A 22,707-nucleotide genomic window follows, 5' to 3' on the forward strand; every position below is an offset into this window, starting at 1 on the left:
CTTGCTCAGAGCTCAGATGTCTCGCTGCGCTCGACCCTCCCGTACACGGGAGGGTTACTTCCTAATTGGATGCGTATGGGGACGAGCGAAGCGCGGGGAGGTCGAACGATTGACTAAGACCGCACCGACTTTCCACCGCATCGAATCCTGCCACAAACGCAAAATGTTGGTGCCGTCGCATCGACTCTGTTAGCATGGAACGGGTCCTCCCGCACGTTTCGTTGTCGAGCCATTGGATGGTTGTTCGACGTGGAGAGTTGCGATGCAAACAGAATCCACCACCGATGAATCCGATACCGAGCCTGTGGTCGGCGGGTCTCGATCATCGCTCCAGCGGCATCTTGATCGCCTGGATGTGTTGAAGGTCGGTTTGCGAAATTCCTTCGGGATCGATTTCCGAACCGCATCCCGACTGGTCCACAACGACGACGGTGAGGGGCGGTCGGAACGGTTTCATTATCTGCCCGAAGTGTTTCCGTTTCTCGATTCCAGGGTGCTGTCGCTGGGCAACACACGACGTCGAGCGTACGAGTCGATCAAAGAGCAGGCGGTCGAATCATTTTGGAAACTCTACTCGGATTTCCAACCGATGTTGCAAGCGGTCGCCGAATCGTCCGGCGTGGACACCGATCGGCTCGGGCCGGTGCTGGGGCGTTCGCTGCTGTTGTTTGACGCGTCGCGACGAACCAAGTTTGTGACCTACTTGGAAAAGTCACTGCGGGAATCGGTCAAAAATCTGCGTGGTGAAGTGTATGCCCGGCAACTCGGGCTGCCCTTGTCCGCCGGCCGCTTGGTGCCGCAGATGCAATGGGTGCTGCAGCGGGCGTCGATGCAGCGGGGGCGGCAATTGTCGGCCGAAGAATCGGATGCCGTCGTGATTGATTTTCTGACGCGTCATCGCGCGAAATTCAGTCGCGATTCGATGCGGCGGATCGCCGAGGTGATGCGCAGCGGTCGTCGCGAGGTGTCGCTGGACGTCTGCCATGATTGGCTGGAGCCCTCGGTCGGTCAGGGCGACGGCGTTTCCGGCCCTGGCAACGTTTCTGAAGCGGGCAACGTTTCTGAAGCGGGCAACGATGGTTGGGTTGAAGAGCAGGAGGAGCGCGAGTTCCAGTTGCGTCAGATTCATGCCGCGATCGAGCGAGCGGGGTTCGACGCCGAAGAGAGTTGTGTGGTGCTGCAGCGATTGGACTTGCCCCACGATCAGGCCCGCTACGAACGCGTCGCATCCGGCGTCACGTCCGCATCGCTGCGAAAACGGGCCACGCGATTGTTGGTCCGTCTGATGGCTGCCCGCTATGCACCCCAGGCTCCGCGATTCGGCGGATTGCTGCGTCGGACGTCGTCGCAGGCCGCGGCGGAGTTGCGGCAAACGCTGGCGGAGTTCGCAGCCGAGCGGGGCTGCCGGACGGCGGCGTTGGCGGCCGAGCTTCTCAATTGGATGTCGCTGAGCACCAGTGTTTATCGCCTCTCGATCACCCAGCGGGGACGCGTGGCGGAGTTTCTCTCGGGCGATACCGGCACCGCTCTCGCCTCGGAATCGTTTCAAAAACTCAAGGCGGCGTTGATCGAACAGGAGCGGCTCGGGTTTCCCTGTTGGAATGAAATCGCGTCGTCGCCGGAATGAAAAACACGCCCAAGGGCATCAGAATCGCTCTGACGGCGGGAGAACGCGGTGCAAAAGGCAAGCTTTCGATGGCCAAGCGTTACGAATCGACTAGAATTTAGGAGCGGGAACGCCACGACCATCGTTGGGTAACCCCTCTGCGGAGCCATTTCGGCGGGTATCGCCGCCGCTTTGAAAGCCTATCTATCCTCTTCTTCCACTGTTAATGATGAAACGAAACACCATTCTTTCAGTAATGGTCTTGTTCGCCTTTGCGCCGCAGATCGGCGCGCCGGTCGATTGCAACGCCGAGGAATTGATGTCGCCCCGGACCGCGGTTCGTTTGGGATTGGAAGAGGTGTGGCGGCGGCAAATGCGCATCCCTGCCGGAGCCGGATCCATCGTCGATCAGCAGATCATCGTCCACGAGGCCGACGCGCAAGAATTTGTCGAGGTGGTGACCAAGGCGACCGAGGGCCAAGAGTCGAAGGTGCTGTTTCGGATTCCCACCGATCAAATCGGCTCCGATGGACTGGCGATCGGCAAAGAGGAAGCCGAGCGGCTGGCCCGACGCGAAGTGACGATGATGGCGCGGCGATACCCGGATCTGTCGATCACGTCCAAAACGTTGCCCCGTATCAAGCTCTACACCGCGGCCAATAATGGGACGCTGGAATGCCGCAATGCCGAAACCGGGACTCCGATCTGGATGACACAGGTCGGCGACGGGCAGCTGAACTATGGACGCATGGGAATCGACGATCAATTTGTCACGATCACCAACGGCGGCAACCTGATCAAGATCGACGCGACCAACGGCGAACCGATCACCACGGTGCGAACGACCAGCATGCCGCTTTACGGCGCGATCCACGCCGGCGATTTTTCGTTGGTGCCGACCATCCGCAACGGTGTCGAGGGCTACCCGCTGCGGGACATCACCCGTGACCCGTTCATGGAAATCGTCTCCGGGTTGGCGCTCGAGCCGCCGACCAAATCGCCGACCTCCTCGAAAATCGCGTGGGCAACCGATCGCGGTTTCGTCTACGTGATGGAACTTTCCGGCGAACCTTCGGTCTTGTTCCGTTTGAACACCGATGGAATCGTCAGCGGACGAATCGCCTCGGCTGACGGCGATCGATTTTTCTTCGGCAGTGAATCGGGGCAAGTCTACGGCTTGCGCGCGACGCGAACCGGACGCGTGTTGTGGAGTCATCCTTACGGTGAACCGTTCTACAAGGCTCCGTTCCTGGTCAACGGCCTTGTGCTGTTGCCGTCCGCTTACGGAAACCTCTTCGCCATCGACGAAAAGACCGGCTTGGGCGTTTGGGATCAAGCGATCCCGAATGTCGACGAGATCATCGGCGGGTTCGACAATCTGCTGTTCGTCCGACTGCTCAGCCAAAGCTTTGCCGCCATTGATTTGGAAGCCGGAAAAATCGTCGACATCGACAACTCGCTCAAGCCGATCAAGTTGCTCGTCAATCGCAGCACCGATCGGTTGTACCTGGTCAATTCCGTCGGAACGGTCCAGTGTCTGCGAGCGATCGGCGCCGAAAGCCCGACGATCCGACGATCGACCGATAGCGGTGATCCGGAGGACGCCGCGGAGGAAGCCAATGCACCCGAAGCCGCGACGCCGGCCGTCCCGGCAACCGATCCGTTCGGTGCCGGCGGAGACCCCTTCGGAGCCGGCGCGGCGGACCCGTTCGGTGCCGGGGGTGCGGAAATGGCCGACCCCTTTGGTGCACCCGCCGAGGCCGGAAACGATCCCTTCGGCGGCGATCCCTTTGGGAATTGAGCATCGCTGTAATGCGTCCAGGTCGCACAATCCGACGACCTGGCAGGGGGATTCCCACTACGCATCGCAACAGCGGTGACCGACCGCCCGATGCGCTCATAGCGTTCAGAGTCCTGTTGTCGTGACGGTCGGGTCTGTTCGTCCCGCCAGCAGCGTCGACTCCTCTGCCCCCCGAGCTCCGTTCGCGGTGTCGCTATGTTTTCGCAACCATCGCCATCGACCGACCCCACACCGTCGCTCGCGTTTTGCGGTGATCCATCAGCGGTTCAAACCGGCCTCGACGCCAGCCCCGAAGTGCTTGCGTCGGAGGTTGATCAACTGGCCGATGCGTTGGCCGCCCGGTTCGAAGAGTTGACCCTGATCCATGGTCTCACTCAGCGTCTGGCCAACAGTTTGACGCTGACCGAGCAATCGCACCAAGTCGCGCGTTCGTTGCTGGATGAACTGGCGCCATGCATCGCCTCCTCGATCCTTGCGATTCATCTCTTTCCAGGAGCGGGCCAGGAGCAGACAACCTCGCAGCGGTCGGTGATGCTGCCGCTGAGACATTCCGATGAGATCTTCGAAATCGTCGGTCACTCGATTTCCGACAGCGAACTGGTCGCCATCGTGCAGGCCACCCGCGCCAAATCCAATGAGCGCACCGGTGATTCCGGTGGCGTCGCGCTGGTCAACGATTTGCAACTCGGCAACGGAATTCGGTTGCGCGCCGTCGTGGTTCCGATTCATCGCGGCAGCACTTCGTTGGGGCAGATGGTCGCGGTTCGAACCGTGGATCAGCCCGAATTCGGAACGATCGAAGCCGACATGATGTCGTCGACGTCCACCATGCTCGCCGTCCATCTGCTGAACCAACAACAGTATCAGCAGATGCAGGGCATGTTCGAAAGCATGATTCAATCCCTCGCTTCGGCGTTGGATGCCAAAGACGCCTACACCTGTGGCCACAGCAATCGCGTCGCCGATCTCTCGTTCCAGCTCGCCGCACGCCTCGGTTACGACGACCACGCTTTGGCAAACATCCGGATGGGCGGCATCCTTCACGACATCGGTAAGATCGGAGTCGACGATTCGGTCTTGCGCAAGCCCACGAAGCTGACGGACGAAGAGTTCGAACAGATCAAACGGCATCCCGTGTTGGGCTATGACATTCTGAAAGGGATCGAACAATTCCGTCCGATCTTGCCGGCGGTCCGACACCATCATGAGTCTTGGGACGGATCGGGCTATCCCGACGGACTCGCCGGAAACGACATTCCACGCGACGCCCAGATCGTTGCGGTCGCCGACGCCTTTGACGCGATGTCCAGCGATCGGCCCTACCGACCCGGTATGAAGCTCGAAAACGTCGTCAAGATCTTCCGCGAAGGGCGAGGCGTCCAATGGGCCGCCGACGTCGTCGACACGCTGCTCAGCCTGCCGAATCTAAAACAACACTCCTAGCGCCCTCGCTTCCCACTCGCGACCCCAAAGTGGCGTACGCTTCCAGCTTGCGACCTGCCCTGCCCCACCTGACGGTAAACCCTCTTCATTCCCAGAGTCCGTTTGCGTCAATTCTGCCGGTTCGAAGCAACTATCATCAACCCGACCCTGTCGTCTTTTCGACACCTGATTAGGATTGTGTGCCAAACAGGGATGACCAGAACCGCGAGCAAGGATGCTGCGATCACGGATGCGTCGAAAACCAAGATCTCTCGCTCGCTTCGGTCGACGTGAACCGATCACGGCACGTCCGTTGGCGATGTCGTCGGCGTTGTGCCTGATGGCGGTGTTCATCGGCCCGCTTGCGGCCCAGGAATCACCGTCTCGCAGCTTTCCGGAACCCGCCGCGTCGGCACAAGACGTCTCGCAGTTGGGCCGGGTCGATGCGCTGCAGGATTCGCTTCAGCAGCCGAAGGCCCTGGGACGAGGTTCCGACAACGCCGATACAAAGAAACGCGGCAATACGACGGATCTGGCGGCCGACGCGAGACTCGGCAAACTGTTCGGCGCGGTCAGTCAAGTGGACGATCTGCCGCCGTCGCGCGAGGTGTTGGCCAACTCGCCCGCTTCGGACGCCGTCTTGCGAGCCGAGGCATTGGGCCGTCGCACGTCCGACTTGGGTGACTTGTTGCGACGCTCTAAATCCGCGCACGGGATCTCCGTGCAGAACCGAACCCCGATCATCACCGACACCAGGGTTCGCGGTCAACGCGTCGGACAGGTGCTCGCGTCGGGGTCCTATTGGGCGCCCGCTCGGATGGACTTGGATACCATGATGAGCAAGATCGACTCGCGTCTGGTCCAAGACGTCGTCTTGATCAAAGGTCCCTACGCCAGTCGTTATGGGCCGGGGTTTCGTTTCGTCGACTTGGAGTTTCTTCAGTCGCCGCGTTTCGAACAGGGTTACGAGGGACACGGATCGACCAGTGCGACGTACAACACCAACGGCGAACAGCTTTATGGCCGCCAGTCCTACTGGGGCGGCAACGAAGACTACGGTTTTCATATCAGTTACGGCCATCGGACAGGCAACGACTACGAAACCGGCCAAGACGACTTCTTCATCCCCGCCAGCTACAAGTCTCGCGACCTGTTTGTGGCGTTCGGTTTCGATTTGTCCGATCACCAGAAAATCGAGCTGAACTTACTGCGACTCGATCAAACCGATGTCGAATTCCCCGGGCTGGTCACCGATTTGAACTTTCTGGTCACCGACGGCTACGAGGTCACGTACACCAACGACATGCCCCTGTTTGCCGATCGCTTCACCGCCGAGGTTTGGTACAACCGCACACGGTTCGAAGGCGACACCAGGCGTCCGGCAAAACATCGCCAGATCCCGTTGCTGCGACAGACATTTTATCCGTCGTCATTCGGGGCTGACGACGGACTCACCGTGACCGACGGCGATGCACTGTCGGGCGGGTACCGGCTGGAGTCCACGTGCTACACGAATTCCGGACAGATCTCTTGGGGAACGGACCTGATCTATTTGAACCAAGAACTCAACGAGTTTGACGTCTTCGATCCGGACACCAACGACAACAATTATCCGATCCCGCGCAGTGATTCGCTCGATATCGGGCTGTACCTGGAAAACATCTCGCAAGTCACCGACGACGTCCTGGTGACCGGCGGCGTCCGCGTCGATGGCGTATTCACCGATTCACGCGACACGGTCGTCGGCGTGGAGGATCCGCTCAGTGAACTCGAAGACACGACGCTCGATAAAGACTTCTTTCTCGGCTCGGCGTTCTTGACTGCCACACGGACGCTCGGAAACGGTTGGAGTGCCAATGCGGGAGTCGGGTTCGCCATGCGGCAGCCGACGTTGACAGAAATGTACTCCGAATACACGTACATCGGTTCGCTGCAACGCGGATTGACGTTCTTGGACGGTGACCCCGACTTGGACCCCGAACGGCTGTATCAATACGATTTAGGCATTCAGTACCAGCAAGACTCGGTTCAACTCGGGGCGCACGTCCATCACGCGTACATCGAAGACTACATCACCTACGACTTGCTCGACCCGGCCGGAACCACCGACGGGTTCCAGACCGGAGCCCGATTCGTCAACACCGATTTGGCGACGCTGTGGGGCATGGAGGCTTACGGTCAAACCGATCTGACCTCGATGTTTTCGGTCTTCGGGATCGTCACCTATCTGGAAGGCCGCGACCGCAGTCGGCTCGACCCCGCCCGGCTGTCGGCGTTCGATTCGCGCAGCGCCAACGATACCGTCGATGCCGAACCGTTGCCCGGGATCGCTCCGTTGGAGGGCCGTTTGGGATTGTTGATCCAAGACCCCTCACCCGAGCGACGCTGGGGCGTCGAACTGTTCGCCCGTGTGGTCGACAACCAAGATCGTGTTGCGGCGACGCTCGAAGAAGTCGCGACGCCGGGATTCACCGTCTACAACATCCGCACCTATCGACGTTTCGGGGCGTTGCTGGTCACCGGCGGGATCGAAAACGTGACCGACAAATTCTACCGCGAACACCTCGACTATCGGTCGGGTTTGGGCGTGTTCCGCCCCGGCATCGGATTCTACACCGGTGCGGAATTGACGTACTGAGCATAGCAGCGGTCAATGCAAACCGGCGGTCAATCGCTGTCTGATGATGCTTAGCTGCCGTCGCCAGACGGCGGTTTTAGCAAGCCGAGGGCGGCAGAATGATGGGGTGGCAGAATGATGGGGTGGCAGAATGATGGGGTTGCAGAATGATGGGGTGGCAGAATGATGGGGTGGCAGAATGATGGGGTTGCGATTTGCGCGGTCAGAACATCATTCTGCCCCGTATGATTCTGCCACCTCCAATCATTCTGTCATTTCTGCAACCTGTTGAAAGTCTCGGCGAACACCCGCCACGCGGCGATCAAAAATCATCGCCGCCCGCGTTACCGCTTCCCTCGTTGTCCGTTGACGTGCCGCTGTTGAGTCCGGTGTAGCCCTGGTCGGCGTTGTCGTTGGACTCGTTGTTAGAAAGCGTGCCAAAATTCTCGACCAGGTCGATGCCGTCGTCAAAGTTGCCTTCGGCGTAGTTGTCGTCAAACAAGCCGTTGTTCTGGTTGAAGTAGAAACCGTCCTCGGCATTGCCAATCGCCTGGTTGCCCGTCATCAGGTGATCGTTGCTGTAGAACTGGAAACCATCGTTCCAGTTGCTGATCGCTTCGTTGTCGCTGAACGTATCGAGGTTGTAGGAAAAATCGTATCCGTCGTCGTCGTTGCCGATCGCCTGATTCCGCGTAATCGTTCCCGCATTGTGTTTGAAATCAAAGCCATTGGATCCGTTCTGTTCGGACGTGTTGTCTTCGAAATCGCCGAAGTTGTTGCGGAACTCGAAACCATTGAACGAATTGGATGCGGCATAGTTTCCGCTGACTGTGCCCGCGGTATCGTTGAGCGTAAACCCGTTTCCAAAGTTGAAAACGGACAGGTTGTCTTGGATCGTATCGTAGTTGTCTTCGAACCAGAAACCGTCCAGGAAATTGTCGAAGGCAACGTTGTTGCTCACCACGCCATTGTTGGTTTCCACTTCGAACCCTGACGAAGCATTGTCGGTCGACTCGTTTTCGCTGATGTCGCCTTCGTTGTAGGACACTACGAACCCGGACATCGTGTTCTCGATCGCTTCGTTTTGGAAGATCAAACCATCGTTGTAGGCCAGCAGAAAGCCTTCTTCGCCGTTTTCCATGGCACGATTGGCCGTGACCGATCCGCTGTTGGACGCGATCACGAACCCGGCCGTTTGATTGTCTTGCGACGTGTTGCGATCAAGCGTTCCGCTGTTGTCGTCGATCCAGAAGCCGGCTTCGGCGTTGTCGAAGGCGCGGTTTTGCGTCAAGGAACTGTCTGCGTCAAGTGCCGCAAAACGGAACCCATGCTCGGCCGCGTCCGTGACTTCATTGCCAAACAGATGCACGTTGGCCAGATCGTCGTAATCCGTGCCGTTGTCGCTGGAAATGCCGTGCAGTCCGCCCTCGATGCTGAAATGGCCGACCCGGGCGTTGTCTGCCATGACGATCACCGACTGAGTGTCGTCGCTGCCGCGCAGATGGATCGGAGTTCCGAAGCGTGCCACGGCGCCCGTGTCGGCACCCTTGACCGTAAACCCGCCTCCCAGCAGGTTCTGTCCGTCTTGCACGACGATTGAGTTGCTCAGTTCCAGTTCACCGGCGGAACCATCCAGAATGACCGTGTCGGTCGTCGACGTCGCGACGGCATCGGGCACATCGTCGGTTTCGGCGTCCAGAACCGTGACCGAGCCGATGGCAAAGTCGTGCTCGGCGTGCAATGCCGCTTCTTGCCCGCCGGGCGTTGGTGTGGCTCGGGTGACCACGTCGATGTCCCGGACGATGACATCCGTCATCCGTCGTTGCATCACACACATGCGTCGAGATCGTCCGCGATCGGTTCCCAACGGCAAACGGACGGCGATCACCGCCGCGGATTGATCGCCGCGGACGTTGTCATGCTGGTATTGGGCGCCCAGCGTCAGGCGAGAATCCAGCCCCATCCAGGGTAAATCGTAGCAGCGCCATTCGGCACGCAGACGCGGTCCGGCGACCGTCTGCGCGTTGACCGAATCGGTTTCGAAATGGAAGACGCCGGCAAACCCTCGGATTTCGCTATCGAACCATTTGGGTTTTCGCCACAGCAATGCCCCGACTTCGCCGTCCAGCCCGTGATACGCCCGCTCTTCGTTGTTCTGAACCACCAGGTTGCCGTTGGAAATCACGGCCGTCGGCGCGACCGCTGTTTGGGAGCCGCCTTCGGGCAGGTAGCCATTGACCCGCAAGTCAAATCGCCGCGTCAACAGTTCCGCGCCGATCGTTCCCTGTTGAAACCAATTGCCATTGGCGGATTGTTTCAAGTCATAGAAGCCATAGGCGCCGACGATGCATTCACAATCCAACAGATGTCGAATCGCCAACCCCCAGTTTCCTTCGCCTCCACCCACGTCGGCAAACTGCCCCCGCACATCGGCGAACAGCAGGCTGGATTCATTCCAAAACAGCGGAATGAACATATCGGTGTGCAAGCGAACGTCTTCGTCACTCGGGCGAACCCCCGCCGCCACGTAAGGCCGGTAGACATCTTCGTCAGTGTCGAGGACGCGTCTCGGATCGGCGGCAGACGATGTCGCTGCGGCGCACGTGGTGATGACGAAGCAGCTGATCCACAACGTCAGTGTTCGAAGTCTGAGGCGTCCATCTTCCTTCACGGTACTTCCCTGGCTTACAATCGATCCGCGTTGATAACTTGATGCCGCCTGCTTGCCACACGTTGCCGAACGTGCTCACTTGGTCAATATCGGAATCCGACCCGGACGATTGAATCGGATCTGGCAGAGAACTCCGAATCCTTGACGGCGAGTTTGCCGGTAGTAGGACACTCGGCCTTGTGTCGCCGTCTGGCGACTGGTCCGGTTTCAATCTGCGTCCGATTCATTATTTCTCTTGAGCCGTTCGCCGAGATCTTCATGAGGGAGTTGCCTCAATACGCAAACGTGCTCCGGCACGTGTCTCTTGATCGATGGCACAACGTTCACCGCCCGTTTGAAAATTTTTTTTGACGCAAATTGATTTCGGCGGTGTCTTCTCTCTGACAGCCGACTCCTTTCCACTCGAACTTGCCCGCCAGACAGATCCATGCAACCAGAGGGGAATTCGACGCCGAGATTCGAATACTCAAATTTGGTACGCGATCTTGGCCCCGGTTTGACGTTGTTGGCCCGTCAGTGGTGCGACGTGCCAGAGGACGTCGTGCAAGATGCGTTTTTGAAACTGTTTCGTCAAACGCCGTTTCCCGAGAACCCGCGCGCCTGGATGTTCAAGGTCGTTCGGCGGGACGCGTTGAACGCAGCACGCTCCCAGTCGCGGCGCAAAAAACACGAGCAAATCAGTCGCGATGAACGCACCAACTGGTTTTGTGACAGCATCGATGAATCACTCGACGGCGAACTGGCAACACGTGCATTGATGAGTCAACCCGTTCCGATTCGGGAGATTCTGGTGTTGCGATTGTGGAATGAGCTTTCGTTTGACGAAATCGCCGAGCTGGCCGGGATTTCGCCGCGGACGGCCTCGCGTCGCTACCAATCAGGCCTTCAAGCCGTTCGCTCTCAACTCAACATCAAACTCGAAGAATTCACGAGGGGATAGTTCGAAATGACCATTCCAGACCCATCGCCGGACCCCATCGAGAACAAGATGGGCGACGGAGGACAAACAAGCGTGGAGAATTCCCTTCGGTCCTTGAAGCCCAAGGGAATCGACTCGGATCAATTGGTGTATCGGGCCGGTTTCCAGGACGGATTTCGGCACGGGCAAGCTACGCCTATCGATTCGTCCTCCGGTCACTGCGTCGAGGTTCAATCGCGATCGCGTCGTCTAAGTGGCGGTTCTGCCGTCGTCGGCGGCATGGTCGGCGCACTGGCGGCGAGCTTGGTCATGCTGATGTCCACGTACAACTCTCGCGACGACACAGGGGAGATCAGGATTGCCGATCCTTGGGTCGCACCTGACGGCGAGACCAGCATCCTACCCTCGGTGGATTCTCCATCCCCGGCTGAATCTCAAACCAAGCCGGCTGCGGTCAGGTCGTTGGTCGTGACTGATCCAGTCGACCAGACGCTGCCCTTGGGCGGCGTACTCGGTACCCGTTCACTGTATCGTTCGCCGGAAGATGACCCTCTGCGATCCGTTTCGGTAAACGGGGGAGAACGTTCTGCCGAGACACCACCGCCGGCGAACGTTTCTTTGCCGCTGCGCCGCGCTCTTCTTCGTGAAGTTGAGCGAAGTTCCTAGTCATCCGTCTCGCCCTGATGATTCGGGAAAGCCGTAGTGGACGACGCGAGGAGTCCCCGCAGTTCGCAGGTACGAGTCCTCAGAACCACTTTTTAAGAAGGACATCACAATGAAACTGAGATTCATACGCAGGTTACTCGCTTGCGTGATCGGTGTGACCGGTTTGGCGACGTCGGCCAAGTCATCGGCGCAGGAAGTCGATTCACAGACGCTTGCGGTTCGCCCCATGGCAGTCGCCGATCCGCCACTGACGTATTCCTTGTTGCCGCCACTGAGGGATCAGATTCCTGGCAATGCGGTGGTCTGGTATGGACAGGTCTACGCGGAGCAACAAGCGTTGCTGCAGAGGCATGATCTTTGGGACCAGATCGGTGAGTTGGTCAACTTGCCGTCCAATGATCTGGCCGAAAACCATTCAGAATTTAAATGGCTCGCCAGTCAACCTGTCCACAGCGGTGTGTTCGGGTCGCTTCAGAAAGCAGCCCGCTCACGGCATTGTGACTGGCAACTGCTCAACACCGACGAACCGTACTTTGAAATCCTGCTGCCGGAAGTTCAACGTGCACGTTCGTACGCGCGGCTGATTGTGTTGAGGGTGAAGTACCAAATCGCCGAAAAGCGTTTCGACGATGCCCTCGAATCACTGCAGCTGGGTTTTGCCTTGGCCAAGCATATCGCTCAAGGAGACACCTTGGTTTGCACGCTCGTCGCAATCGGGATCGAAGACATGATGGCAGACTGTCTGTTCGATTGGGTGCAGCAGCCTGACGCTCCGAATCTCGCCTGGGCGCTCGCGGAACTGCCCGACCCGCTGGTCGATCTACGCCCGGGGCTCGATGCCGAGTTGATCGGTCTCGAATCCACTTATCCGCTGTTTGCCCAAGCCAGACAAATCGAGCAGCGGCAACCCGATCGCGATGATCCATCCCGGGACGAATCTCAATCGACTCCCCAGCGCCGACAGAACTGGCGTTTCGTCGAGTGGTCCACGGATCAATGGACCGGCGCCCTTCGCGATTTCTGGGATCGATCCGATCTGTTCGGCGGCAATCGCAATCGCTCACGCCCCGCCTTGGGACTTCTGGTCATGGAGGCCTACCCCAGGGCAAAGGCAAGCCTCATCCGGGCGGGCTATCCGGCAGCCCAAGTCGAAGAGTTCTCGGTCGCTCAGGCGATTGCCGTGCAGAGCTACAACGCGCATCAACGAAAAATTCAGAATCTGGTGCGATGGGCTTACCAGCCGACGTCGGTCGCATTGGCGGGGCTGCAGCAAGAATCCGACGGGGACGCGCCGACGCCGCCGGCGCTACCCGTCGATGAAATGCTCGGCAGTTCCATTCAAACGGTTGTTCATCGGCAAGCCAACGTTCAACGGAAGATTGCAGCGTTGCGTATGATCGAAGCCCTCCGCGATCACGCCGCTACACACGGCGGCGAGCTGCCTGCCTCGATCGATGAAATCGAGGTTCTGCCGATTCCCAACGATCCCGCCACGGGAGAACCGTTTACGTATTCTCGCGATGGATCGACGATCCGAATCGCCACCCCTGATGATCCGACAACCAAATTGTCATTCCGTCCGATTGAAATCGAAATCCGCACACAAGGAGATAAATAATGCACACCACATCTTGTCGTTGCAGTCCGAAAGATCATGCGGCACGCCGAAGCGTCCGTTGGATGGGTGCGATTCTCGGTGCAGTCTGCTCATTGAACGCGATGGCAATTACAGCGAACGCGGTTGATCCATCCACAGTACTTTCCGTGGTGGATGAAAATACGATCGCGATCGTTCGCATCGACCCACAATCGTTTCATCAATTGCCAGACGCTGAATCGGCTTATCTGCGGTTGGCTGGGAACTCCTTGCCCGAACACACGCGGAAGGCGATTGATCCTGTATTGGAGATGAAGAACGTAGCCGAAGCGTATCTGCTATTCAGTGCCTCCGATACAAGTCACGTGCCGTTTACGCGCGATCCGATCGTTGTCCTGTCCGCAGACACGAATCAAACGGTCGCGGAGGAGGACGGTGGCGACGGCCTGGGGCAGACCCGAAAGGTCGGGGCAGCCATCGTCGCCGGTAATCTGGCAAGGTTGAACTTTGATCGATTAGGGAAGCCGTCCGACGCCCGGGAAGTTTTCCGCGCCGCCTTCTCGGCTCTCGATCCGGCGCCTCTGCAGTTTGCCGTTTATCTCAATGCTGATCGTCGACGGTCGATCAAGGAGTTCGGTCTGGCCGAACTGGAGCGTTTGTTTCCCATCGACACCCATCGGCTCGCCGAAGTCGATTGGATTTCCGGCTCTGCCTATCCGGCCGGAGCGGCGGGCATCGAATTCCTCTTTCACGTCGCCGACGGGGAAGACGCCAACGCGACAAAAACCGCGATTCGCAAGAGCATCGAAGACCGGCTTTCCGCGCCGCTCGAGATCCAAAGCAGCAGCGACGTCAACGACCGCACCCTACGCGTACAGTTGGGGGCCAGTGCGGGGAGTCGTCAATTGCAGACCTGGTCGGTGGAGGCGAAACGAAAAATTGCAAACTCACGACTGCGACGGATCGCGTTGGGACTTCATAATTATCACTCCGCTTACAGCCGACTCCCCTCAGCGGTGATTACCGGAAAAAGTGGTGAACCGCTACTCAGTTGGCGCGTTGCGTTGTTGCCGTTCTTGGGAAAAGCCGAGTACGCCCTGTACCAGAAGTTCCGTCTTGACGAGCCTTGGGATAGCGAACACAACCGTCCACTCGCCGATCAAATGCCGGATGTCTTTGCCGTCGATGCATCCGCCGCAAATGCAAACCGCGCAACCGTCGTGATTCCGGTCGGCGAGGGGCTGTTTTTTGACGGCGAGCAGCCGAATTTTGGCGACGTCATCGACGGAATTTCCAACACGATCATGGTGTTCGAAACGTCCGACAAGAACGCGGAAATCTGGAGCAAGCCCGCCAATCTCACGCCGTCACCGTCGAACCTGGATGAAGTGCTCGGAGGCCACTTTGGCGAGGAGGCGGTGGTGGTTCACGGCGATGGATCGATCCACTGGATCAAACCCAAAGCCTTGGGCAAATCACTCTGGGGGCGGTTCACCCGAAACGGCAAGGAACCGTACGAGTGATGCCTCGTGGGATGCCCGTGCATCAGGCACTAGATTCCGGACCGGTTGCTCGGTGATTTTCGAGCGACCGCGAAAGCGTGGTCGTGGCCTTGGACGATCACATGCGTTCGATCCTCGACCACTTGGTAGTTTTCTTCGGACGCGTCCGGCCATCGGACCGAGACGCTGATCGAGTCTCCGGGGCGGTGGTCGGGGCCTAAACCGAAGTGAATCCATCGTTCGTTCGCGCAATAAAACCCATCACCGGCGACGAGAGGGGCATACCGGGTGAGGTGATCGGTTCGAATGGTGACCGTCGCTCCGATCGCATCTCGGGCGCAATCAACACCGACCAGGCGAAACCTGACCCAGTGGTTTTCGACGGGCGTCCGGTTCATCAATAACGTGAAGGGTTCGGTTTGGTGTGTGATCGCCAAGTCTATGCGGCCGTCGCGATCGGCATCGAGTGTCCACATCGCTCGGCCGACATGCTCTTGCCCCACATAGCCGTCCGAATCATCAAACACGAACGCCTCAAAGTGAGACCCTGACGCGCGGTGGAGCACCTGCATCCGCTGCGCGTAGCTCGACGGCGGTTCCGCATCCTGATAGACATGCCCGTTGGCGATCGCCAGTTCCAGGTTCGCGTCGTTGTCAAAATCAACTGCTTGCGTGCCGAACCCCAGTTGCGAAAAACTCACGTCCATCAATCCCCGCAGGGCGGTTCGGTCGGCCCAGATTCCAGGCTCGGTTTGCTCATAGAACGTGTTGTGTTCCTGTTCAAAATTCGTCACGAACAGATCGGTGTCGCCGTCGGTGTCCAAATCGGCCGCCGCAATGCCCATACATGCCTGTGGGCGAAATCTGGCGTCGACGGCCAAGCCGCGAAGGGTGGCGGACTCTTTCGAGCTTCCCTGTGGATCGAACGTCCAGAAATGATTACTCGTCATGTCATTGGCGACAAAAACATCCACTCCGTCGACTGCGTCTAAATCGCCGACGACCAGACCCAGCCCGCGCCCAGGTTGCAACGGCGATGCCGCCCAGCGGTCCGTGGCGTCTTCCCATACTCCCCGCGGTCGCCCTCGGAAGAACACATCCCGATCGGCGGCAAATTTTGTCGGCAGGCAAGGGCTGACCGCACCGTCTTCCGTTCGGCAGGTGACGGTCGCCGCATCCATTCCGGCGCAATACTTGAGGCAGATGAAGTCCGAGATGCCGTCGCCGTCGAGATCGGCGATCGCCCCACTGGTCGACCAGGGGGATTCACGGTCAGACGAGAGCCAATCATCTCGGGGAGAAAACGTGCCGTCACCGTTGTTGATCAAAACTCGATCCGTCCCGTAGTTGAGGACGGCCAAGTCGGGGAACCCATCTTCGTTGACGTCACCGAACGTGACTCCTTGCGCGAATCCCCTGTCGCCGGCGAGCGTCGCGTGGGTCGCGTCAGCGAAGCGGCCAGCCAGATTGCGAAACATCGAATTATTGGGTGAGTCGAGTTTTCCGGGCGTGCCGCCGGCAGCCGCGACATACAGATCAGGCCATCCGTCGAGGTCAAAGTCGATCGCGCAGCCTCCCGATTCCATCTGCGCATACAAGGGAACCCCCTCGGAGTCGCGATCCGGTCGATCGGCGTTGCGTTCGATGGCCAAGCCCAACCGGTCGGTCTCGTCCCGCAGCACGGGTTTGACCGACCGTCGGATCAGTGATTCCGTCTTTTTCGATGTCGGGCCCGCGATCAGTTGGCTCTCCGGTGTCGGATAGTGCCTTAGATCCAATGTCGCCAGCAGCGGGTCTGGGGCGTGGCGCCAAGGAGTGTCCGCGGTGAGTTTGTCGACAATCGACTGCCGCATCGCGCGGACCGATGGTGCGTCGTCGTCGGGAATCGTCATGGCGTAGGCGGTCCAAGCTTCCGCTTCCCATAGGCGTCCGAGTTCGACAAGGGTCTTGGCCATCTGGACGATAATCGCGTTGGACCGATTCCCGAGTTTGTAGAGTCGTTCTTTCTCCTGGCTGAATCGACTCAGCAGTTGGGCGCGTTGATTGACCACCGTGATGATCGCTTCGTCAATCGATGCTCCGTCGCGTCGGAGTTGCTCCAGACATCGCGCCAGCTTTGCCAGGACTTCACCGACATCGGGATTTTTACGAACGGATTCTCGATAGGCTCGCGCGGCCTGTTCGAGGTTTCCCTTTTGTTTTGCCACATCGCCAAGCAGCGCCCAATACTGCCAACGGTCTTTCGTTTCGTCCGTGACACAAGCCAGCCACTGGTCGATCCGGCCGAGTTGATTCGAATACACGATGTACTGACCGAACAGGATCTGGGCCGGTATGTAGTCCGGGCTATACCGCAAGATTTCCAGTATCGTCTGTTCGACCTCGTTCCACTGTCCCGAGTCGACGTAGGAACGGACCTCGGCGATTTTTAGTCGAGGGTCGTCTGGGTTTCGCTTTTGCAGCTCCTGCATGGAATTGGTTTCCATGTTGCGTTGTTCGATCGTGGCAAGTGAAAACAATAGGACACGATCGAACTGGCGCTCGCGAACAAGGATTCTGCCGTGTGGCGTCGCGCGATGGTGGTCTTCGGCATTGACCAAAAAATCAAAGAGCAATCGTCGCGATTCGTGTCGTTCCGGATGCGCGGCGACGACTTGGTCCAACAGGTCGATCAGTTCGAACAACTGCCCCGTCCCCACAAACGCCAAGACGGCATTTTGGACCAACTGCTCATCGGCGAATCCGTCCGCGATGGCGGCTTCGGCGACCAGTTCCGCCGCGACGGTCGGCTGGCCATTGGCAAATGCGACGTCGGCCGCCAGACGCAGAATCACGACGTCGTGGGGGAACCGCAGCATTGCCTCGCGGGCCAGTTTCTCCGCCGTCGCGTACTGACGCCCGTCCATGGCTTGCCGAAGGCGATCGATCGCGGCGTCTCTGGAGTCGCCCGTCGCCGCCGCGACCGTCGACCTCGCGACGCCCTGTGACGCCGAATCGCCAGGCTTGCCGCATCCACCTGAGAGCAATAGCGCAACCAATAAAGTGGAGAGCCTGAAGGTCGTCTCGGTGATCGATCTCATTGCAGGCCCTCCTCACACTATGGTCTCGCGGTCTGCTCAGTAGTCCTTGATTCCTTCCTTGGCTGCCGCTTCCATGCCGGCCTTCATCTGGGCCTGCTCTTCCTGCAGCATTCGATTGTATTCGTCGACATCGGATTGCTGGGCGTTTTCGACGACGCTGGTGGGGCCTTCGCTCCCGCAGCCGACCAACAGGAAGCAAGACGCGGCGAGCAACAGCCCGTGAAATAATTTTGACATATTGAGTGATGTGAGTTTCGGATGAGAAAAGGAAACGACTGCCGCCCCCGACGCGGACGGCAGTCCAATGGCAACGCTGTTATTGATTCAGCTGTTCTTCAATCGTCTCGTACGCCGCGCGGCTTCCGAGTGCACCCCATAAACCGTACGGGCTCTTTGCGCCCGGGGTGCGATAGGCATTGATCCCGAGTGCGTTTTGGTCTCCCGACTCGACCGAATCGGTCATGAAGATGACTGCACCGTCGGCCATCAGGATATGCGCCCCGCCCTGGTGACGGCTCGAGGCGGTGTACCAACCCGAGTTGCCGGCGTTCTGTTCGGTGCAGATCGGATCGTTGGGAGGCGATGCGGTGAAGAAGCCGGAGGAATTCGGGATGTGCTCTGCCCAGCGAAATCCGCGGCCACTGGTGGCGCCGACGGTCGCCGTGGTCGGTGCCCAGAAACGTGGGCGATCGGGATCGACCAGGGCATCGCAATCGGTCGGCGGGAAGTTGCGGATGAACGACCAACCGCGGTTGGTCGCGATCGTGCGCGTGTCTTTGTCCCCCAGGTCGGTCGCGATTTCCCCGGCCGCAATCGTGTTGGATAGCCCGTCAAGGATGTCACGGAATTTCATCGATTTGTGCGTCACGAACACGCCACGGCCGGCCCCGTTGATCTCAATCGAAAGCGTCTGGTTCGGTCGACCCAGCGGTGCCGAGCCGTTCCCCCATGCCCCCTGGTGAGCCCGCTCGGCAGAATCGCCCAAGCATGCGGCGTAGTTCGTTCGCCCCAAGGCCGGAAGACCGACTCCAGGATCGCTCGGGCAGCGAAGCGTGGGGATTTCACTGGCCCAGGGCGTGTAGAGGATTTCATCCGGAGTCGGGCCCATCGGAGAGAAGCTGGCACCGTTGCGAAGCGCCTCGGCGCCGCCATTGCCGCTCGCGTTGGGAGGCGAATTGCCGAGTGAGTCACGATTGTTGGGATTCGAAATCTGATCCCAAATACCTTGTTGCTCCATAAACGGAGTCAACCCGACCAGATAGCTCAGACGGCCGTTATTGGAAATCTCCGAGGGACGCCAGATGTGCCGAGTGATGTTGTCGGTGGTCCCGCCGCCGTGCATCGGAAGGCTCTTGTACGCGGCGTGGTAATTGTGCATCGCAATTCCGATCTGCTTGAAATTGTTGCTGCAACTCATTCGTCGAGCCGCCTCCCGTGCCGCTTGGACGGCGGGCAGCAACAGCCCCACAAGAATCCCGATGATGGCAATCACCACCAACAGTTCGACGAGCGTGAATCCCTTGCGGGCATAGGTCCGAGGCATCATGAGAAGGCTCTCCAAATACGGAAATGAGGTGGCTGTGGACGCCGGAAAACACCGCTACAATTGACCTCTGGAAAAAGGGTGTGGCGAATGGAGCAGGGCATTGAGGCGCACAGATGTGATAAGAATGAGCTAATGTCGCCCCTTGGAGGATTTTTTACATAGCCAAGCTCAAACAGAGATAGCTATTCTTAAACTGGAAAACGACGCGGAAATTGATGGATTCGGTCGTCTTTTGTGAACAGTCGGAGGCCCCCGCATGGGACGCGATCCAGATTTCATCTCGCGACAAACCAGGGAATCCAAACGGTTTTACCTGGACTTGAATCCCCCGCCGGATCAACGGCTGTCGGTGGTTTGCGGCGGCGTGGAGCGGATGCTGCCCGACTACATCGTTGAACGATCGGGCTTTCCGTACTTCGGGATCGAATTGGTCACCGAAGGCCACGGCTGGTTGACCTTGCAAGGCAAGCGTTTTCGTCTTTCTCGCGGCATGGCGTTCGCCTACGGCCCGGGCATTCGGCATCGCATCGAGAATGCACCGCCTGGAGCGATGCGAAAATACTATCTGGATATCTCGGGCTGGGAGGCAAAGTCACTGGTTGCCGCGGCCGGCTTGCTGAGGGGCAAACCGGTGGTCACGGCGCGGGTCGGAGAATTGACGGAACTGTGGGACACGATCGATCGCGAAGCCGGTGAGAACACTCGCTTTTCACCCGAGATCTGCCAACTGGTCACCCGCACCCTGCTGATGAAGATTCGTCAGCGGCAGATCACAACCGGCGAAAAGTCGATTCCAAAATCCTTTCGAACTTACGAGCACGTTCGCGCATTCATCGAGAAGAACTTTTTGGATCTGACCACGATCGAGCAAGTCGCCCAAGCCTGTCAGGTCACGCCGATCTACATCTCACGTCTGTTCAAGAAACATGCATCGATCGGCGCCTATCAGTTTCTCATTCGATTGCGGATGCACCATGCGGCCGAACTGTTGCTGCACGAACAGATGAAAGTCCGGGATGTCGCGGAGGTGATGGGGTTCGCGGACCCGTTTCAATTTTCCAGAGCGTTCAAACGCGTCTATGGCGTCGCGCCGTCCAAACTGGTCAGTCGACACGAGAGTTCGTCATTGCCGGAAACAAATTAATCTGCGCGAACGGATGGGACCGAAGGGCATCAATTGACTGGGACATGTCAAACAGTTGCCGAAGACCTCGACGACCGCACGCGTTTGCGATGCCGCCGCTGCATCAGGCAGCAACCCGCTGCGATCAAAATCGGGGCAAACAGGGATGGCTCTGGCACCGCGGAAACGGCTACGCGGTAGGTCCCCAAGGTGTTGTCGGTAAAACGGAACGAGATGTAAAACTCACCCTCCTCGGCGGCCGATGCTCCAGCGAGAAACGAGATTTGACGACCGTCGATCACATCACCGACGCGGGCCAATTCGCCAAAGGTGGAACCCACTTTGTAGTACGTCACCAATTCCGGGTCGTTGTCCGTCACGGCACGGAACACGGCCGCGTCACCATTGACGGCCAACGAAAACGTATCGAAATTCAGAAACTCATCGTCTCCATAAGGCGTGTCGTTGTTGACCAGGGTGTCAAAATTGCCGGCTTCGTCGACGGAATAAAAGCCAATTCGATTGTTGGAGGGGTTGACCGTTGCGGCTGCGAAGTAAGCGACGTTGTTGTCGATCTCGGTATCGGCAAAACCCAGAAATTGCTCGCCGGTACCAGGCATGAAATCGTTGGTATCGAAAATCTTTTCCAGCGTTCCGGATCGGTCGGAATAGACGCCGGACAAGCCGGCGCCGTTGCTGCCATGGAACAGAATGGAACCATTCTTGCCGATGTCACCTCGCGAGGATTGAAAGCTGTCGATGTCGAAGTTTCCGGTGCCCGAGGGAACCGCCGTGTTGCGGTTGGCGATCGTTGTGTTGGTTCCGCCGGAATTCTTGTAGAAACCCGGGTTGTTGAAAACGGAGGAGGTCCCCGAGCCGTGCATCACGACGTCCCCGTTGGCCAGCACCCGAAGGTTTCGGAACGTTCGCGGCGATGTTCCCGTTTGCTCGATCAGTTGAGGTGTGCCGCCTGAACCGAGACGATAAAGGTAGTTATCCGTGCTCACCCGGCCGCTAAAGAACACGTCGTTTTCGAAAACGTCGACGGCATCAATGAAACTGAAGGTCGTCGTCCCGGAAAAGATCGGATGGGACACGATGGTGTTGTGATCGACCAATGTCGAAAAGCTTCCGTCGGAGCTGCGGCGGATGATCCCGAATTCATTTTGATTCGTTGTCGCATTGAAACCCGATGCGATAAAGACGTCTTCGTCTCCATCGGAACGCACAAAGCTTGCAGTGGTGTTGGGGCCAAATCCAGGGACCTGAGTGTCAGAATGGAGTACCTCTCTGAACTGGAGCGTCTGAGCGTTCGTCGGACAATTCCCGAGAACGAATACGGCGCCTAGAAGGAAAAGCAAGCTGGTCAATCGCATCGGTGTCCCGCCTCGTGTTGCACGTGCACTGTCTGGGTGCACTGTCTGGGTGCACTGTTGTTGTTTCGTTGTCGTCTCGAAGCTGTCAATCTAACGGGGCCAACATACAGCCCCCGCGACGCATCTGCAACAAATGAGCGGCGATCGCGGAATCGGCAGGCGGAGCAGCGACCCGGCGGCTCAAGCCTGGACACCAGCGCCCGTTGGTGTCGAGCCTTCAGGCGATCCCTTCTCGCTGCTCTGCAGCGACCCGGCGGCTCAAGCCTGCACACCAGCGCCGCCTAGCCTTCAGGCGATACTCAGATTCGCAAGCTGGAAGCTTACGCCACGCTCAGTCGGCCGCGGTGGCGTAGAGGACGCGGTCGGCGCCGGCGGCCCGGGCGGCGTCGTAGGCGGCGACCGTGCGTTCCATCGTGACTTCGCTCTCCGGGTCGATGATTACCGGTGGCTGCACGCCCAATGCGATCACTTCCGTCAACCGCGATTGCAACACCTCGATCGAGTCGATCCGCTGGCCGCCGAACTCGATCACAGGCAAGCCGTTCCGCACCAACAGCTTGACCACGATCTCGTCAAACGCTTCCACTGGAGGCGGTTGGTCGGTGTTGGCTTCGCTGCCGCCGGCGGGGGCTTCGGCCAAGGCGCTCGGTAAGTCGTACTCGGGGGTCTCGAAACTGCTGGTCCAGACGAAGAAGATCAGCAGCAAGAAAACGACGTCGATCATCGGCGTCATTTTGACTTCCAAGGCACCCGTTCGACCATGGCTGGGTAATCGCATCAC

The 22,707-nt window shown here is 58.7% G+C and carries 15 protein-coding genes; 9 read left to right on the forward strand and 6 right to left on the reverse strand.

Annotation, left to right across the window (positions count from 1 at the left end; genetic code table 11):
* Positions 1–262: 262 nt before the first annotated feature.
* The 4 genes from TBK1r_RS27795 to TBK1r_RS27810 all read left to right on the forward strand — a co-directional run bounded on the left by TBK1r_RS27795 (position 263) and on the right by TBK1r_RS27810 (position 7,467).
* A complete protein-coding gene (locus TBK1r_RS27795; RefSeq protein ID WP_145218197.1) occupies positions 263–1,627 on the forward strand; it encodes a hypothetical protein in 1,365 nt (454 codons plus the stop codon).
* A gap of 205 nt (positions 1,628–1,832) precedes the next feature.
* Positions 1,833–3,407, forward strand: a complete 1,575-nt coding sequence (locus tag TBK1r_RS27800) for an outer membrane protein assembly factor BamB family protein (RefSeq protein ID WP_145218199.1) — start codon at positions 1,833–1,835, stop codon at positions 3,405–3,407.
* A 195-nt stretch (positions 3,408–3,602) separates the two neighbouring features.
* The gene (locus TBK1r_RS27805) at positions 3,603–4,850 is read left to right on the forward strand and encodes an HD-GYP domain-containing protein (protein WP_145218201.1); all 1,248 of its coding nucleotides are present in this window, start codon (positions 3,603–3,605) and stop codon (positions 4,848–4,850) included.
* A 229-nt stretch (positions 4,851–5,079) separates the two neighbouring features.
* Positions 5,080–7,467 (forward strand): TonB-dependent receptor, encoded by a 2,388-nt coding sequence (locus tag TBK1r_RS27810; protein ID WP_145218203.1) that lies wholly within the window; start codon positions 5,080–5,082, stop codon positions 7,465–7,467.
* Positions 7,468–7,768: 301 nt separating this feature from the next.
* Here the strand turns inward: TBK1r_RS27810 and TBK1r_RS27815 are convergent, their stop codons facing one another.
* Positions 7,769–10,117, reverse strand: a complete 2,349-nt coding sequence (locus TBK1r_RS27815; RefSeq protein ID WP_145218205.1) for a right-handed parallel beta-helix repeat-containing protein — start codon at positions 10,115–10,117, stop codon at positions 7,769–7,771.
* 472 nt (positions 10,118–10,589) lie between these two features.
* Here TBK1r_RS27815 and TBK1r_RS27820 point away from each other — a divergent pair, with 472 nt between their 5' ends.
* From TBK1r_RS27820 to TBK1r_RS27835, 4 genes are all read left to right on the forward strand, one after another.
* Positions 10,590–11,057, forward strand: coding sequence for an RNA polymerase sigma factor (locus TBK1r_RS27820; RefSeq protein WP_419580468.1), 468 nt, complete (start codon positions 10,590–10,592; stop codon positions 11,055–11,057).
* 6 nt (positions 11,058–11,063) lie between these two features.
* A complete protein-coding gene (locus TBK1r_RS27825; protein ID WP_145218209.1) occupies positions 11,064–11,702 on the forward strand; it encodes a hypothetical protein in 639 nt (212 codons plus the stop codon).
* 109 nt (positions 11,703–11,811) lie between these two features.
* Positions 11,812–13,320 carry a hypothetical protein gene (locus TBK1r_RS27830; RefSeq protein WP_145218211.1) on the forward strand — a complete coding sequence of 503 codons (1,509 nt, stop codon included), beginning with the start codon at positions 11,812–11,814 and terminating at the stop codon, positions 13,318–13,320.
* A 101-nt stretch (positions 13,321–13,421) separates the two neighbouring features.
* Entirely contained in the window at positions 13,422–14,822 is a 1,401-nt protein-coding gene (locus TBK1r_RS27835) for a DUF1559 family PulG-like putative transporter (protein ID WP_419580469.1), read from the forward strand.
* A gap of 29 nt (positions 14,823–14,851) precedes the next feature.
* Here TBK1r_RS27835 and TBK1r_RS27840 read toward each other — a convergent pair whose 3' ends face one another.
* From TBK1r_RS27840 to TBK1r_RS27850, 3 genes are all read right to left on the reverse strand, one after another.
* Entirely contained in the window at positions 14,852–17,881 is a 3,030-nt protein-coding gene (locus TBK1r_RS27840) for a CRTAC1 family protein (protein WP_145218216.1), read from the reverse strand.
* A gap of 36 nt (positions 17,882–17,917) precedes the next feature.
* On the reverse strand, positions 17,918–18,118 hold the full coding sequence (locus TBK1r_RS27845; RefSeq protein ID WP_145218218.1) for a hypothetical protein: 201 nt from the start codon (positions 18,116–18,118) through the stop codon (positions 17,918–17,920).
* Positions 18,119–18,197: 79 nt separating this feature from the next.
* Positions 18,198–19,424 (reverse strand): DUF1559 family PulG-like putative transporter, encoded by a 1,227-nt coding sequence (locus TBK1r_RS27850; protein WP_145223121.1) that lies wholly within the window; start codon positions 19,422–19,424, stop codon positions 18,198–18,200.
* Between the two features lie 259 nt (positions 19,425–19,683).
* Between TBK1r_RS27850 and TBK1r_RS27855 the strand changes: the two genes are divergently transcribed.
* Complete coding sequence (locus tag TBK1r_RS27855; RefSeq protein WP_145218220.1) at positions 19,684–20,571, forward strand: AraC family transcriptional regulator; 888 nt, start codon at positions 19,684–19,686, stop codon at positions 20,569–20,571.
* Positions 20,572–20,618: 47 nt separating this feature from the next.
* Here the strand turns inward: TBK1r_RS27855 and TBK1r_RS27860 are convergent, their stop codons facing one another.
* Both TBK1r_RS27860 and TBK1r_RS27865 read right to left on the reverse strand, forming a co-directional pair.
* A complete protein-coding gene (locus TBK1r_RS27860; RefSeq protein ID WP_145218222.1) occupies positions 20,619–21,779 on the reverse strand; it encodes a DUF7453 family protein in 1,161 nt (386 codons plus the stop codon).
* Positions 21,780–22,257: 478 nt separating this feature from the next.
* A complete protein-coding gene (locus TBK1r_RS27865) occupies positions 22,258–22,704 on the reverse strand; it encodes an ExbD/TolR family protein (RefSeq protein ID WP_145218224.1) in 447 nt (148 codons plus the stop codon).
* Positions 22,705–22,707 lie beyond the last annotated feature (3 nt).

Source organism: Stieleria magnilauensis, assembly GCA_007753675.1.
GTDB classification, from domain to species: Bacteria; Planctomycetota; Planctomycetia; order Pirellulales; family Pirellulaceae; genus Stieleria; species Stieleria magnilauensis.